The organism is Clostridium sp. UMB9555A, assembly GCF_030222355.1.
Classification (GTDB): domain Bacteria; phylum Bacillota; class Clostridia; order Clostridiales; family Clostridiaceae; genus Sarcina; species Sarcina perfringens.
This window is the reverse complement of sequence record NZ_JASORQ010000004.1, coordinates 43,607-59,724: the sequence shown is the minus strand read 5'-3', so window position 1 is coordinate 59,724 and position 16,118 is coordinate 43,607. Positions and strand designations below refer to the sequence as shown.

Here is a 16,118-nt window from a genome sequence, read left to right as displayed (position 1 = left end):
TTTCTTCTAATATGTCAAGTTTTTTCTGTAAACCTTTATTTAAAAAGCCTTTATTAAACGTTTAACATGTGATATAATAACATTTGCATCGCTTGATGTGGGAGGGTGAGGGAGATATTTTTGAAAAGGAGAAAGGATGAAAAACTTTTTTAAACTTAAAGAACATGAAACAAATATAAGAACAGAATTACTTGCTGGTCTTACCTCATTTTTTGCTGCAGTTTATATAATTGTAGTAAATGCTAGCATACTTAGTGATGGTGGTATGCCTATGGAACCACTTATAATCGCTACAGTATTGGCATCATTAATTGGATGTGTACTCGTTGCACTTTTGAGTAATGCTCCTCTTATTATAATGCCTGGTATGGGTATTAATGCACTATTTACTTACACCATAGTAAATACTATGGGACTTACATTCCAACAAGCCTTAGCAGCTGTTATAGTAGCTGGTATTTTGTTTATTGTGGTAGCGGTTACACCTTTAGCAGATATGTTAACTAGCTCAATACCAACTTCATTAAAAGAAGCAATAACAGTTGGAATTGGTATTTTTATTACTTTCTTAGGATTACAAAAAGCTGGATTAATAGTAGGAGATGCTTCAACGCTTGTTAAATTAGGTGATATTTCATCTAAGGAAGTTATAGTATTCTTTATCACTATGATACTAATGCTAGTTTTATTTATAAAAGATGTACCTGGTTCATTCTTAATAGGAATTTTATCTGGAACAGTTATATCAATGTTATTTGGAATTGTTGATTTATCAAGTTTTCAATTCTCATTACCTAATTTCAGTGAATATAAACAAGTTTTCTTATCAGCTAACTTTAGTGGAATAGCTTCAATTTCATTTTGGATTGCAACATTCTCTCTAACTTTAGTCCTAGTATTTGAAAACATTGGTTTACTTCATGGACAAATTGATGGTATGCTAAAACAACCAAGTAAAAGACAAAGAGCCCTTAACGCTGTTGCCTTTACTACTATAATTTGTGGTATTTGTGGTACTAGTCCTTCAGTTTCAACTGTAGAAGGTAGTGCTGGAATAGCAGCTGGTGGTAAAACAGGATTAACTTCTATATTTGCAGGATTTTTATTTTTAATATCAATCTTCTTTATACCAGTTATATCACTTATTCCAAACTCAGCAATAGCTCCAGTCTTAATAATAATCGGAGGATTAATGATTCAAAATATAGTTTCAATAAACTTTGAAGACTTTACTGAATCATTCCCAGCGTTTCTTACTTTAACTATAATACCTTTAACATTTAGTATAGTTGATGGTATTGCTTTTGGATTTATAGCTTATCCTATTTGTAAGTTAGCAACAAAGAAGTATAAAGATGTGTCTATCCCTATGTACGTTATATCAGCAATCTTTTTAGTATATTTTGTACTTCATGCTACACAAATATAGCTTTAAACTATAAATTAAACTCTCTTATTGATATCAATAAGAGAGTTTTTTTATATACTGGTTATATATATATTAATTTAGGAGCTAATTCCATGGAACTTTTTGATTTATCTCCTGACCAGCTTAATATTCTTGGCGTAATAATAGCAAAAGATTATTCTCTTAAATATAATGTTGATCAACTTAGTATTTTAGCTGATTTCTTTATTGCTGTAGGATCTAACATAGATATTTACGCTGCTAGCTTTGCTTATTTTCAGTCCCGAAATAATAATGAAAATTAAAAAAACCTAACATATTAATATGTTAGGTTTTTTAATTGTTATGGTTAGTTAAAATTGTATTAAATATAATTTTTTAATTATAAATCGAATTATTCTCCTAAGAACATTTTCATATCATCTTCTACATTTGTAATTCCACCAATTCCAAAGTTTTCAACTAAAACTTTAGCTACGTTTGGTGATAAGAATGCTGGTAATGTTGGTCCTAAGTGAATGTTTTTAACTCCTAAGTGTAATAATGATAATAGTACTATTACAGCTTTTTGTTCATACCATGCTATGTTGTAGCTTATTGGTAATTCATTTACACTATCTGTTCCAAATACTTCAGCAAGTTTTAAAGCTATTACAACTAATGAGTATGAATCATTACATTGTCCTGCATCTAAAACTCTTGGAATTCCATTAATATCTCCAAGTGGTAATTTATTATATTTATATTTAGCACATCCAGCTGTTAATATAACAGTGTCCTTTGGTAATTTTTCAGCAAATTCTCTATAGTAATCTCTTGATTTAGCTCTTCCGTCACATCCAGCCATTACGAAGAATCTTCTTATTGCACCTGATTTAACAGCATCAACTACTTGGTCAGCTAAAGCAAGTACTTGATTATGAGCAAATCCACCTACGATCTCCCCTGTTTCAATTTCTGTTGGAGCTTGGCAAGTCTTAGCTAACTCTATTATTTGTGAAAAATCTTTGTGTCCATTTTCATCAGCTGTTATATGAGTACATCCTTCATATCCTACAGCACCTGTTGTAAATATTCTTCCTCTATATGAATCTTGAACTGGTGTTATACAGTTTGTTGTCATTAATATTGGTCCATTAAATGATGCAAATTCTTTATTTTGTAACCACCATGCATTACCATAGTTTCCTGCAAAGTGAGTATATTTCTTGAATTTTGGATAGTAGTGTCCTGGTAACATTTCACCATGAGTATAAACATCTACCCCAGTTCCTTCTGTTTGCTCTAATAACATTTCTAAGTCTTTTAAATCGTGTCCTGATATTAATATTCCTGGGTTATTTCTAACTCCTATATTAACTTTTGTTATTTCTGGATGACCATAAGTTGAAGTATTAGCTTCATCTAATAATGCCATTCCATCAACACCGAACTTTCCTGTTTCTAATGCTAAAGCTGTTAATTCATCTGCACTTAATGAATCATCTAATATTTTAACTAAAGTTTCTGCCATAAATGCATGAACTTCTTCTTTATCATGTCCTAAATTCATAGCATGCTCCATGTATGCTGCTAATCCTTTTAATCCATACATAATAAGCTCTCTTAAGCTTCTTATATCCTCATTTTCTGTAGCTAAAACTCCTACTTGTGAAGCTTTTTCCATCATTTCCTCACTAGTTGTAGCTGTCCAAGTTGCGCATCCTTTAAAATCTGATCCAATTGGATTTCCACCCTTAGCTTGTACTCTTTCTTTTAGTTCTTCTCTTGCTACTAAAGTATCTTTAACTCTTTTTTCTATTGCTTTAAAGTCAAAGTTTGCATTAGTAATAGTAATAAATAAGTTATCTATTATCATTCTGTTTACTTTTTTGTCTATTATTCCTACTTTTCTTCCTTCATTAGCTACTGTAGCTAATCCTTTAGTAACAAAAATTAAAAGGTCTTGTATTTTTGCTACATCTTCAGTTTTTCCACAAACTCCTCTTACAGTACAGCCTTTGCATCCTGCTGTTTCTTGACATTGAAAACAAAACATACTCATTTTAAATTCCTCCATGCTCTTTATTTTTATATGTAAAATTCTTTTAAGATTCTTTTTTATTAGCAACTCTCTCGGTCACCTTACATCTACGATTATACACATGGTTTTTAATTAACTCGGTAACTAAAGTTACCTATTTAATAAATTTATTTCACTTTATAAAATTATGTATATAAAACTTAATTTATTGAATATTTATACATTATTCATTATTTTTATGCAATTTTTCATTGATTTTATACATTTTATTGTGTATAATAGGCTTTGTACTAATTGATTTGTTTATTAAAAAGGGGGACTAAAATTGAAAACTAAATATAAATCGTCTGATTTATTAAAGTTTATAATTCCATCTTTATTAGGAGTAATTTTATTTATGGTTCCTATAAATGATGGTGGAAATATAACAATACCAGTAGCCTTTTTCACAACTAGACTTAAGGATTTAATAGGTGATTATTTACCTACTTTATCAATGATAGTTGTTGTAATAGCTGCTTCATTAACAATAATAACTAAAGCATTTAAGCCAAAATTTATAATAGAAAATAACTTTTTAAATTCATTATTAAATGTTAATTGGATTTGGACAATCGGAAGAATCTTAGGTGGATTATTTATACTATCAGCATTTACTGGATTTGGACCTGAAATAATAAAATCTGATTTAACTGGGGCATTCATATTAAATGATCTACTGCCAACACTTATAGTAGTATTCTTCTTTGCAGGATTATTCTTACCACTTCTTTTAAACTTTGGTTTATTAGAATTCTGTGGTGCCTTACTAACTAAGATAATGAGACCATTATTTAAACTACCTGGACGTTCATCAATAGACTGTATGACTTCTTGGCTAGGTGATGGAACTATTGGGGTATTACTTACTTCAAAACAATATGAAGAAGGATTTTATACTGAGAGAGAAGCTTGTATAGTTAGTACAATGTTCTCAGTTGTTTCAATAACTTTTAGCTTTGTTGTTTTATCACAGGTTGGATTAGAGAATATGTTTATTCCATTCTATTTAACTGTTACTTTTGCTGGAATAGTTGCCGCTATAATTCTTCCAAGAGTTTGGCCTCTTAGCAAAAAACCTGATTCTTATTTCAACAATGCAGAACCTAAAAATGTAGAAGATGTTCCTGAAGGATTTACTCCTTTCACTTTTGGAGTTTTTAAGGCAGTTGAAAAAGCCCAAAATGAAAGTAGCTTAAAAAAATTCTTCGCTGATGGAATTAAAAACGTACTTGAAATGTGGATAGGAGTTTTACCTGTAGTTATGGCAATGGGTACATTAGCTCTTATGATAGCTGAATATACTCCTGTATTCCAATGGCTTGGCGTTCCTTTCATTCCTTTATTTAAGATTTTAGGAATTCCTGAAGCTTCTGCTGCTTCTCAAACTGTTATAGTTGGATTTGCAGATATGTTCCTTCCATCAGTTATAGCATCAAAAACTATTCTTAGTGATATGACTAAATTTGTAGTTGCTTGTGTATCAGTAACTCAACTTATATACTTATCAGAAGTTGGAAGTGTTATTTTAGGATCAAAAATACCACTAAACTTAAAAGAATTATTTATGATATTCTTAATGAGAACATTAGTTACTCTACCAGTTATAGCACTTATAGCACACTTATTGTTCTAAAAAGTAAAAGAGATTGTTTAAAACAATCTCTTTTTTATTTATCTTGGATTTTTTACACTTAAAGTGCTTACCGCATTTGGAGTTACTAAAAACTCAATTATAAGGTTATTATATGCAGGTTGCATAGTTCCTACCTTAACTCCAACATAAATCTTATAGTTAAATTCACATTCATTATCTTGCTTAGCCTTAAATACCTCTAATACTTCCACATCTTTTAAACAATAATACATATCATTGTTATATAACTTTGTTACTTCAGCTTTAATATATGGATTTAATAAAGTTGTTATGAAGTTATTTACTAAAGGGTCATTATCATTTAAAATACTCTCTTCCATGTAAATATTGTTATTATTATTTTGTACATTTTCCATACGATTATTACTATAATCCTTAAGTGTTCCATAATTTTCAATCTTATTAAGCTCTTCGTAAGCAGATATAAATCTAACTATTATATTGCTGCTTAACAAATCATCATTGTTATCTAAAAACTTTCTATCTCCATATGCTATGGCAGCTAGGGCTAAAGGTAACTCTTTTTTAAATATGCTGTCTCTCTTTATTGCTTCTTCTCTTCCTTGATTTCCATCAACATATAAGTATATTTTTAAGATAAATCTATTGTTTACTCTTTTCCAAACTCCAAATACTTCATCTCTTGCTGATGAATTTATTTTGTCATAAGCATATGCTAAAGCTACTGTAAGAAATAACTCTCCAGTATCATCATTATGAGTTAATGTGTACTTTCTTCCCTCTATTGGTCTTTCATCTGTAATTCCATTTCTAAATTCAACGCTTAACATTTTAGGATCAAACATAACTTAACACCTCAAAAATATAAATATTAGCTATTCATTATATGAAATTTTAACTATTTCTATAACTAATCTGATGAAATATATATATGTTACTGATAAAATAAGTGTGAGAATAAATATTGGAGGATTTTTTATGGCTATGACAGAAAAAGAAAAAATGTTAGCAGGTCTGCCTTATAACCCTGCTGATCCAGAATTAACTAAAGGTAGAATTAGAGCTAGAATTTTATTTCAAAAATTCAATAACTTAAACTTACCTGATAATGAAGAGGAAGCTGATAAGACTTTTAAAGAAAGAAGTAATATATTAAAAGAACTTTTAGGCTCAACAGGTGAAAGCATCTATATGGAACCTAACTTCAAATGTGATTATGGTTATAACATATCAGTTGGTAATAACTTTTACGCAAATTTTGATTGTGTAATGCTTGATGTTTGTAAAATTACCATAGGAGAAAACTGTTTTTTCGCTCCTGGGGTTCATATTTATACTGCTACTCATCCAATTGATCCTATTGAAAGGCTAAACTATGAATTTGGTAAACCTGTAACTATAGGTAATAATGTTTGGATTGGAGGACATGCTACAATAAACCCAGGTGTAACTATAGGAAATAATGTCGTGGTAGCCTCCGGAGCAGTTGTAACTAAGGATGTGCCTGATAATGTAGTGGTAGGTGGAAATCCAGCAAAGATAATAAAAAAAGTTGAGGCTAAATAATCATAATTATTTTATAAATAGGAAAGCTAAAATTTATAAGGAGGGTTCATTATGAAAAAAATTGTATTAGCAGGTGGTTGTTTTTGGGGTGTAGAAGAATTTCTTTCTAGAATCAATGGTGTAATAAGCACTGAAGTTGGATATGCTAATGGGCGTACTGAAAATCCTACTTATGAAGATATATGCACTAAAAATACTTACTTTGCTGAAGTCTGTCTTGTAAATTATGATGAAAACATAATATTTCTTAAAGAATTATTAGCTAAGTTTTGGACAATAATAGATCCAACATCATTAAATAAACAAGGCAATGATGTTGGTAGCCAATATAGAACTGGCATTTACTATGTAGATCCTTCAGATTTACAAGAGATTTTACATAGTAAAGAAGAACTTCAAAAGTCTTATTCAAAGAAAATAGTGACAGAGGTTAAACCCTTAGAAAACTATTATAAAGCTGAAGAATATCATCAAAAATATCTTAAAAAGAATCCTAATGGGTACTGTCACATAAAGTTAGATTAAACTAAGTAACTTCAACTAAGTACTTTTTAAAATTAAAAATTAGATTTTTAGACTCATTTGAAATTTTAGCAACATGATTAACAATATTGTCTATATGGCATAACTCAGTTTCTATACTAGAATTTTGTTTTCTTAACTTATAAGCCCTTTTAGCTAAATGAGAAAGTCTAGCTTTTTCATCTTTAGTAAATCTTAAAAGTGGGATTCTAGATACATATCCTGAAGTTATCATGTTGCTTCTTATTAATGCTCCCCTAACAAGGTAAGTTACTAGGGATGAATTTAAATAAGCTAGTAACCACCAAACCTGTTCTGATTCACATATTATATTAGGGTTAACTCCAAAGGTGGAGTTTTTAGGCAATATACATGCATTAAAGGAAACCCCCATAGATGAACATGTTATACCACTTTTATAAAGGGCATTTTTATTTCTAACATTAAAATTTTTATTAATCTTTTCTATTTCCAAAAAATCTTTATGTAGGTAAATTACTCTATCTGTATAAAACTTATCTTTTCCTGGATTTTTGTAAAAAGGAATAGTAAATTCATTGCTTTTTTCCTTAGATAAAAACTCTTTATCATTACCTGTTGATATGCCTGTTACACATTTAAACTTTTCTCCAAGTCTAATATTATTAAATAAAATTCTTATATCCTCAGGACATTCTATTAAAAACTCTAAATTATCCTTTTTATTTTGTAATACAATCTCTTGCATATTATAAAGTTTTTCCTTATCATTATCTTTTATCCTATTTAATAACTCTTTAAATTCTTCTATGGACTTTGGTCTATTATTTACAACTATCTTTTCTTGATACTCTTTTCCCTTTCTTAAAATAAGTATGCTTGTCCTAACATCTGCTCCTTGATTATGAAAAAGGCCTCTAGGACACATGGTTATTTCATGTATAGAACACTCCCTAATAATTTTATCCCTAAGCCTCTTATGATTTTTCGCTGTAAAAAATGAATCATTAGTAATTAATCCAATAACAGCTCCATTTTTTGCTTTATCTATTATGGCAAACATGAACATGCTGTACATATTATGCAATCCAACCTCATTGAAATATTTTCTAAGCATCTCCTTATTATCCTTTATAAAATTAACTTCATGACAATTATATGGTGGATTTGCAATATAATAATCATAGTCCCATGTTTTTTTATTTTTTTGAGAGCAATAATAATTTATAAAATTGCCTTTCTTGAACTCACATCTATAATTGTTTTTATATTTTATTAAATCCATCCCTATGGTTTTAACTCCTAAATCACTAAAGTAATCAGTTAGTTCCTCTTTTCCACAACATGGATCAAATAAAGTTTCCCCCTTACTATTTATATCTATAATTCTTTTTCCTATATATCTTGCAACAAATGGAGGTGTAGCATAATATCCTATCTCTCTAACATCAATAATCTCCTTATGCTTTATATCAACTGCTTTATATAAGTTTTTCTCTTTTCTTCCCATAAAACACCCCACATTAACAAGAAATATTTCCCCATTATATTTTACCACATATTTCTATTAATTATAATTTTAAGAAGCTCCTATAAAACAAAAAGAGTAAAGACTTAGTCTTTACTCTTTTCTTATTTTATAATCCTGATTCTCTAAATTTATGCTCTACAAACTCAGTAATTCTATGGAATGGCTTTTTAAGAATACATAGTAATAGGAATATTAATAAGAATATTCCTAAGGCTTTCATATCCTTAGATACAGAATCCCATATTGGCCCAGCTATAGCTTCTCTAAATCCATCTATAGAATAAGTAAATGGCCATAAAGGTTGTAGAACCTCAAATATTTTTGGATTTGTTTGTATTGGATAAATTCCTCCAGCACCTGCTACTTGGAATACCATTATAACAATGGCTATTGCTTTACCTATGTTTCCAAATAGTGATACTAAGGTAAATATCATTACTGTAAATACAATAGAACTAACTATTGCAAATCCAAACATCAATGGCATATTTGCAGGGTTTACGCCTAATATATATATATCCCCTAAAACTACTATTACTGTTTGAATTAATGATATAGTCAAGAATAATAACATTTTACCAAAGTGCTTTTGAAGAAGATTTAATTTTGTTCCATCTTCAAAATCCTCACACTCTGCTGTTAATAATGATGTAAGTAATAATGAACCAACCCAAATTGCTAAAGTTGTATAAAATGGTGTAAGTCCTACTCCAAATATTCCTGCATCATAAACTTGTTCCTCTTTTACTGTTATAGGAGATGATATAAATGATGCTATTTCTTCTGGATTCTTACTCATTAAATCTATTAGGTTATTTAAATTCTCTTCAGTTAATCCTGAAGTTTTTTCTATTAATTGACTAATTGCATCTTGGAACTCAGTAAGTTTACTTGTTACTTGATCAGCTTGCTGACTAGCCACGTCACTACTAGCTATACCAAATGTAGTTAAAGCATTTAACTGTGGAACAACTACCTTTGTTGTTTCTAATACTGAGTTTGCTGTATCTAATCCACCTTTTAATGAATTTCCAATAGTATTTAAAGCTGGTGCACCATCATTATAAAAAGTATTTGAAACATTTATTAAAGCTGAGCTTGTTTCAGTACTTATTGTAGAAACAGACTCTATAGCATTAGCTATATTTTCCTTACTTTCATTGTTTGATAATGCTGTTTTTAAAGAAGCTAATTGTTCTCTTTCTTTAGATACTAAATCTTTTGCAGTATTTAACTTATTTATTAAATTGCCTATTTTATTATTTGGTATTACTGAATTTATTTTTTCTAAAGCTTTAACATTATTATCTATAATCTTATTTAATGAATCTGTTAATTTTATTAACTTATCTACAGTTTCACCCATCTTAGTTGTATCCATAGAATTATTTAATTCTTTAAGCTTTGAAAGTAAACTTTGTAATTCCTGGTTTGTTGATTGCATTGTTACAACATCACTGCTAAAACTATTTGATACAGCATTAACTGTTTGTTGTGTTGAATTTATTAAACTTTTACTTGCTTCAACAGTAGTTTGTAAATTATTTATTTGATCTGTTACCTTTGGTAAATCATTTCTTACACTAGAAAGATAACTACTTAAATTTTTTGAATCTCCATTAGCTTTTTGAACAAAATCTTGGATTTCCTTTAAACTACTATTAGCACTTTGTAATGTATCTCTCACCTTTAATATTTCTGGTTTATTAGTTTCTAACTTTCCACCTAATTGATTTAAAATATCAAAAGCTTCTTTATTTACAGTATCAACAAAGTTAGATTTTATTTCATCTGTAACTTTATTTTTTGCAACATTTGTTATTTTGTTTGCTATAGCATTAGATTTTTCATTTACTTTATAAATTATATCCGGCTTTTGAGGACTTCCTGTAGTTAAACTTGTTAATCCTTCTGAGAAATCTGAAGGTATTTCAATCATTGCATAATACTTACCTTCATTTAATCCATAATTTCCTTGCCATGTATCTACAAACTGCCATCCTATAGCATCATTCTTTTTAAGTTCATCAATTACTTCCTTACCTACATTTATCTCTTTACCATTTACCTCAGCGCCCTTGTCATTATTGACAACGGCAACTGGTAAATTTCCTGTATTAACATAAGGGTCCCAACATGCCTTAATGTTAATCCAAGCATAAAGAGATGGTATTATACATAAACCAATGACTATTGCTAAAGCCGCTGGATTTTTCCTTATATTTCTTAAATCTCTTCGAAAGACTTTAAAAATTTTCTTCATAATTCACCTCTTAAAATACAGCCTATTCTGCTATTCCAGATTCTTCAAACATGTCTTCAAATTTTCTAACCCTAGGATTTAAAGGTCCTTTTAATAAATATCCTAGAAGTATAAATACCAATCCCATTATGGTTAAAATAGCAAAATCTAAAATCACAGTGCTTACTAAAGGTCCTGCTATAGCTTCCCTATACCCTGATATGGCATAAGTAAATGGGAAAGTTGGTTGAATTATTCTAAAGAATAATGGATCTACTTGTATAGGATATGATCCACCACTACCTGCTAATTGTAAAACCATAAGTATAATAGCTAAGGCTTTACCTAGGTTTCCAAAGACAGACATAAGCGTAAATACAATTATAGTGAACACAGCTGAAGCAAACATTGATACAAAAATTAATAATGCTGTATTTACTGTTTGAACTCCTAAAAGGAACTTATCCCCAAAGGCTACTATGAACCCTTGTAGTATTCCTAAACTTACGAAAGTTAACATCTTTCCAAAATGTCTTTCTCTTAAATTTATATTCTCACTACCTTCAAATTCAGCTGATTCAGTTTTTAATAATGATATTAATATTAATGAACCAACCCATAATGCTAATACTGAATATATTGGCGCCATTCCTGATCCATAGTTGGCTACTTTGTATATTGCATCTACTTCTATATTAAATGGATTTGCAATAAAATCTCCCATAAATTCTGGATTACTTTGTAGTATTCCAACTATTTTTCCAAGATCATCATCACTAACATCTTGTAGTTTTGAACTTAATTCACTTATAACACCTGAAAATTCTTCTAAACTATTTTTTAATTTTTCTGATGTTGAATTTGCAAGCTGAGATCCTTGATTAGCTGTACTTAATAAATTATTTATTTGATCAACTAAACCATTTGCTTTTCCTAATAAGTCTGATGCACCTTTAGTAGCAGTAACAAGTCCATCAGCAATTGTATTTAAAGCCGGTCTTGTATCATTATCAAATCTATTTAAAGAATTATCTACTTGCCCATCTATTTTCTTAGTTAAATCACTTATTGAACTAAGAAGTCCTTTATCTACATTTTGACCACTATTAACTTTGCTTTGTAAATCATTAAGCTTAGTTTTCTCTTCTGCTAAGGAATTTTGAATATTTTTTAATGAAGTTATCATATTAGATATCTTTTCATTAGCGATTTTTTTATTAATAGCATCTAAAAAGTTAATTACAGCTGTAACACTATTATCAACTTTATCTATTTCATTAATAGATTTACTTATTAGTGCGTTAATCTTAGCAGAGCTTGCATCACTAGCTATTGAAGATAATTCATCTAAATTACTTTGTACCTTATCTAATGATGTTTGTGATTCACTTAAGTTTAACCTTATATTATCAAAGGTACTATTTAAAGATTCTTTAGAAGTATTTATTAAACTACCAGTATTCTCAGCATTCTGAGATATATTATTTAAACCACTTGTTATCGATGGCATGGTACTTTGAACTTCTTTTAAATATGTGCTTAAATTTGATGAGTTACTATTTATATTGTTAAGCATATTTTTAATAGAACTCATATTTTTATCTATAGCTATTATAGAATTTTTTAACTTAATAATATTATCTTTATTTTTGTCTACATCATATCCTAAATCATTTAATGAAGAAAATGCTGTTTCATTGACAGTAGTTATAAAATTTGATGTTATTTGATTTACAAGAGTACTTTGCGCAACTCCTGTTATTTTACCTGCAACAGGGTTAGCTTTTGTGTTAACCTTATATATTATTTCAGGCTTTGTAGGATTTTCAGATAAAACACTAGTTAAATCTTCAGAAAAATCTTCTGGAATTTCTATCATTGCATAATAGGTACCATCTATTAATCCCCTATCTGCTTGTTTCGTATCAACAAATTTCCACCCAATGGCATGATTATTCTTTAATTCATCAATAACTTCATTACCTATGTTCATTTCTTTCCCATTGAATGAAGCCCCTTTATCATTATTTACTACAGCAATGGGAACGCTGCTAGTATTTTCATAAGGATCCCAACATGCCGCTATATTTACCCATGCGTAAAGTGATGGTATAAAGCATATTCCACCTATTATTAAAAGTGCTATCGGATTTTTTATTATTGCTTTCATATCTCTCTTAAACACTTTTAAAATGTTACTCCACTTCATTTAAACACCTCCATTTAATAAAGCTAAAATAAACACATCCCCCTATGTCCTATCTTAAAATTATAAATTTAAAAAGACTTAAAAACTCTTAATTACTATAGTATCAAAAATTAGTTTACAAATAAACCTTTTTAATAGCATTTTATAGATTTTTCTTAATTTATCGTTTTCAAATTACATTGTATTAATTAATTTATTAAATCATTATGTTCTTATTATATATCAATTTAATTAATTGATTCCTTTTCTTAAATATTAATTGTTTAAGCTTAAATAGGATTAAACCTAATTATATTAGTTAAATTTCAAAATAAAAAGGAACATACTAATATGCTCCTTTTTGGTGTTTAATTAAATTTTTTTAACGAATTCTGATTTTAAGCTCATAGCTCCAAATCCATCTATTTTACAATCTATGTTGTGATCTCCTTCAACTAGACGTATGTTCTTAACTTTTGTACCCTTTTTTAAAGCTGATGAAGCACCTTTTACTTTAAGGTCTTTTATTATAGTTACAGTATCTCCATCTTGAAGTATATTTCCGTTTGAGTCTTTAACTACTAATACATCCTCATCTGCATTTTCGCTTCCTGGAGTCCACTCATAAGCACATTCTGGGCAAACTAAAAGACTTCCATCTTCATAAGTGTATTCTGAATTACATTTAGGGCAATTTGGTAATTTATCCATTATACATATCCTCCGTTCATTAACTAAATTCTCCTTAGTATAAATATTTATTTATACATATAGGGATTTACTTATAGGCTTATATAATATCATAGTCTAATAATAATGACAAATTTTAAGCTTTTTAAAGATAAATTGCTATAATCTTTTAAAATATTGACTAATAATAGAATATATTATAATTTGCTAAATTTTAAAGTTTTTATTCTTATTTTAAGATCCTGATAAAACACTTCCATCTGAGCTAACTACAAAAAGTTCTGAGTTATTACTATCCCCATTCTTTTTAACAATTACTTGATAAACCTTTGCCCCATTTATATCTGTATATTCTTGAAAATTTTCATATGTATTATTAGGATTATCTCCTATTTCTTTTTTTACAAGTTCAACAGCCTTCTCAAAAGTAAAGTCTCCATTTACCTTTTCCACTTCTTCCTTTGTAACTTTTGAACTAGCTTCTTCATATATTTTATTAGCTCTAGCTTCTTGATTATGTAACATATAATTTCCTCTAATTAACTTGCTCATAAATACTTTTGCTTCAAAGTATCTACCTGAATCATAAAGTTTTTGTCCTTCATTTATCTCATCATTTATTTTTTTCGCAAAGTAAAATCTATCTTTCTCATATTCAACCTTGGCTAAAACATCTTTATCTGTTATGGTTTCATATAATCTTATGGCTTCATCAAAATCTTCTCTATTATAAGCATCACGAGCTTTATAGAATATTGTATATTTATCATTTAGTTCTTGTTCTTCTGGCTCTTTATTACTATCTTCTTTATTAGAACTATCTTTTTCATTATTTTCTTTGCTTCCTTCTAAATCGCCTGTATTATTTTCTTCTTTTTCCTCTTTATTATTTTGATCTTTTTCACTACTAATATGCTCTTCATTTTCAGCAACACTCTCTTGTTTTTCCTTAAAATAGTTATTATTTAAAACTATTCCTGTAGTTGTTCCTCCAATTAATATTAAACCTATTACAGCTGTAATTATTAGCTTTTTCCTCATTTTTCCCCCTAAACCAACTTATTTATATTACAAATTATTACCTTAAATTATACTATTAGCAATATAAAAAAACTATAAAAAAATTAAGTTGAATTTGTAAAAAATAGAGGATTACTTAATTAGTAATCCTCTATTTTTAAGCCTTTACAGCTACTATTAAATTTCTGTTTATTGATTGATCTACTCTATGTAAATAATTATGATAAGGTGTTTCATCAAGAACTTTAAATCCATTTTCCTCTAAAACAATAGCTACCTCATCATATTTCATAGTAAATTCATTGTATGAAAGTACTAAACTTCCTTTAGTTTTTAATGCATTATGCCATGCTGGAATTGCTTCTTTTAAAAGCCCTAGTGGACTTCTTTCCATAAGGGAATTTCTATCATTCTTACTTCCATGCTGAACCCCATAAGGTAAATCAGATATTATAATATCACAAGATTTTTTCTTAATAAGAAGATCTGCTTTTCTAGTATCTGAATTAAATAACTGCAATAATTGAACATCTCCTGAATTAAAAGCATTCTTCTCTGCTGCAGCAGTTAAATTAAACACATTAGCGATCTTCTTCTTTTTAGAATCTGATACCTTAGATTTTTCAACTTTATGCTTAAACTTTCCTTCTTTTAAAAATCTAACAACATAAGTTTGAATCTCTTGAGCCCATTGCTCATTTATCTCTATTCCTTTAACATCAAACCCTCTTATGAATCCTTCATATAAAGTTGTACCTTTACCACACATAGGATCTAATAAAGTTATCTTTTTACTTCCTGTTTTACAAGCACTTAAAGCTAAATTTACCATAAGTCTAGTAAATTGCTCATTTGTCTTTCCATTATATTTTAATATTTGAACCATACTTTCAGGGAATGTATGAAAATCTGGGACACTAATAGGTCTTAAAAGATTTCCTTCTACTATTTCAAATAAGGCATAATAAATTGATGAAAAACTTAATGCTTTAAAGTCTTCTTCCTTAAGCTCTCTATTAGTGCTAAAGCATATTGATGCTGGAAGACCTAAATTTCCTTCTCCAATCTCATTTATCTCCATATCATAAGCATCTGCAATTGCTTGTAATTCTGAAACTGCAATCTTAAGAGCTGTATCAAAATAAATACGATTATGACCTGGATTTGCAAGTATCGCATATTTGCTCATAAAAAAATCCTCACTTATTCTTATCTTTTAATTCTATTTTTTATCCATAATATTATAACATCACATACTTTAAATATTAATAAAAAAATAGAGCACTTTTATT

At 28.7% G+C, this 16,118-nt stretch carries 13 protein-coding genes; 5 read left to right on the top strand and 8 right to left on the bottom strand.

From position 1 onward, the window contains the following. Positions 1-136 precede the first annotated feature (136 nt). Entirely contained in the window at positions 137-1,429 is a 1,293-nt protein-coding gene (locus QP548_RS12240) for an NCS2 family permease (protein WP_061429336.1), read from the top strand. A 92-nt stretch (positions 1,430-1,521) separates the two neighbouring features. Beyond that, positions 1,522-1,713: a hypothetical protein gene (locus QP548_RS12235; RefSeq protein WP_061429337.1), complete on the top strand. Its 192-nt coding sequence runs from the start codon at positions 1,522-1,524 to the stop codon at positions 1,711-1,713. An 89-nt stretch (positions 1,714-1,802) separates the two neighbouring features. On the opposite strand, the gene hcp is transcribed toward QP548_RS12235, so the two are convergent. Continuing rightward, the gene (hcp, locus tag QP548_RS12230; protein WP_003456848.1) at positions 1,803-3,452 is read right to left on the bottom strand and encodes a hydroxylamine reductase; all 1,650 of its coding nucleotides are present in this window, start codon (positions 3,450-3,452) and stop codon (positions 1,803-1,805) included. Positions 3,453-3,756: 304 nt separating this feature from the next. Here hcp and QP548_RS12225 point away from each other — a divergent pair, with 304 nt between their 5' ends. After that, positions 3,757-5,106: a YjiH family protein gene (locus QP548_RS12225; protein WP_061429338.1), complete on the top strand. Its 1,350-nt coding sequence runs from the start codon at positions 3,757-3,759 to the stop codon at positions 5,104-5,106. 38 nt (positions 5,107-5,144) lie between these two features. On the opposite strand, the gene QP548_RS12220 is transcribed toward QP548_RS12225, so the two are convergent. Continuing rightward, positions 5,145-5,933: a staygreen family protein gene (locus tag QP548_RS12220; RefSeq protein WP_061429339.1), complete on the bottom strand. Its 789-nt coding sequence runs from the start codon at positions 5,931-5,933 to the stop codon at positions 5,145-5,147. Positions 5,934-6,066: 133 nt separating this feature from the next. On the opposite strand from QP548_RS12220, the gene QP548_RS12215 reads away from it, so the two are divergent. Together QP548_RS12215 and msrA are read left to right on the top strand one after the other, a co-directional pair. Further along, positions 6,067-6,654 (top strand): sugar O-acetyltransferase, encoded by a 588-nt coding sequence (locus QP548_RS12215; protein WP_081109971.1) that lies wholly within the window; start codon positions 6,067-6,069, stop codon positions 6,652-6,654. A 51-nt stretch (positions 6,655-6,705) separates the two neighbouring features. Continuing rightward, positions 6,706-7,179, top strand: a complete 474-nt coding sequence (msrA, locus tag QP548_RS12210; RefSeq protein ID WP_061429340.1) for a peptide-methionine (S)-S-oxide reductase MsrA — start codon at positions 6,706-6,708, stop codon at positions 7,177-7,179. Position 7,180: 1 nt separating this feature from the next. Here the strand turns inward: msrA and QP548_RS12205 are convergent, their stop codons facing one another. The 6 genes from QP548_RS12205 to QP548_RS12180 form a co-directional block, all read right to left on the bottom strand. Further along, positions 7,181-8,665, bottom strand: coding sequence for an N-6 DNA methylase (locus QP548_RS12205; RefSeq protein ID WP_061429341.1), 1,485 nt, complete (start codon positions 8,663-8,665; stop codon positions 7,181-7,183). Positions 8,666-8,792: 127 nt separating this feature from the next. Next, positions 8,793-10,949, bottom strand: coding sequence for a YhgE/Pip domain-containing protein (locus QP548_RS12200; protein ID WP_061429342.1), 2,157 nt, complete (start codon positions 10,947-10,949; stop codon positions 8,793-8,795). Positions 10,950-10,971: 22 nt separating this feature from the next. Beyond that, positions 10,972-13,137, bottom strand: a complete 2,166-nt coding sequence (locus QP548_RS12195; RefSeq protein WP_061429343.1) for a YhgE/Pip domain-containing protein — start codon at positions 13,135-13,137, stop codon at positions 10,972-10,974. A 351-nt stretch (positions 13,138-13,488) separates the two neighbouring features. Further along, entirely contained in the window at positions 13,489-13,827 is a 339-nt protein-coding gene (locus QP548_RS12190) for a zinc ribbon domain-containing protein YjdM (protein WP_003456718.1), read from the bottom strand. Positions 13,828-14,040: 213 nt separating this feature from the next. Beyond that, positions 14,041-14,847, bottom strand: a complete 807-nt coding sequence (locus QP548_RS12185) for a hypothetical protein (RefSeq protein ID WP_061429344.1) — start codon at positions 14,845-14,847, stop codon at positions 14,041-14,043. A gap of 136 nt (positions 14,848-14,983) precedes the next feature. Then, positions 14,984-16,015, bottom strand: a complete 1,032-nt coding sequence (locus QP548_RS12180; protein WP_061429345.1) for a TRM11 family SAM-dependent methyltransferase — start codon at positions 16,013-16,015, stop codon at positions 14,984-14,986. Positions 16,016-16,118: the final 103 nt, after the last annotated feature.

What these genes read in the sequence shown, in the direction of transcription:
- QP548_RS12240 (WP_061429336.1), top strand. Translation starts at nt 137, where the DNA reads ATGAAAAACTTTTTTAAACTTAAAGAACATGAAACAAATATAAGAACA.
- QP548_RS12235 (WP_061429337.1), top strand. Translation starts at nt 1,522, where the DNA reads ATGGAACTTTTTGATTTATCTCCTGACCAGCTTAATATTCTTGGCGTA.
- hcp (WP_003456848.1), bottom strand. Translation starts at nt 3,452, where the DNA reads ATGAGTATGTTTTGTTTTCAATGTCAAGAAACAGCAGGATGCAAAGGC.
- QP548_RS12220 (WP_061429339.1), bottom strand. Translation starts at nt 5,933, where the DNA reads ATGTTTGATCCTAAAATGTTAAGCGTTGAATTTAGAAATGGAATTACA.
- QP548_RS12215 (WP_081109971.1), top strand. Translation starts at nt 6,067, where the DNA reads ATGGCTATGACAGAAAAAGAAAAAATGTTAGCAGGTCTGCCTTATAAC.
- msrA (WP_061429340.1), top strand. Translation starts at nt 6,706, where the DNA reads ATGAAAAAAATTGTATTAGCAGGTGGTTGTTTTTGGGGTGTAGAAGAA.
- QP548_RS12205 (WP_061429341.1), bottom strand. Translation starts at nt 8,665, where the DNA reads ATGGGAAGAAAAGAGAAAAACTTATATAAAGCAGTTGATATAAAGCAT.
- QP548_RS12200 (WP_061429342.1), bottom strand. Translation starts at nt 10,949, where the DNA reads ATGAAGAAAATTTTTAAAGTCTTTCGAAGAGATTTAAGAAATATAAGG.
- QP548_RS12195 (WP_061429343.1), bottom strand. Translation starts at nt 13,137, where the DNA reads ATGAAGTGGAGTAACATTTTAAAAGTGTTTAAGAGAGATATGAAAGCA.
- QP548_RS12190 (WP_003456718.1), bottom strand. Translation starts at nt 13,827, where the DNA reads ATGGATAAATTACCAAATTGCCCTAAATGTAATTCAGAATACACTTAT.
- QP548_RS12185 (WP_061429344.1), bottom strand. Translation starts at nt 14,847, where the DNA reads ATGAGGAAAAAGCTAATAATTACAGCTGTAATAGGTTTAATATTAATT.
- QP548_RS12180 (WP_061429345.1), bottom strand. Translation starts at nt 16,015, where the DNA reads ATGAGCAAATATGCGATACTTGCAAATCCAGGTCATAATCGTATTTAT.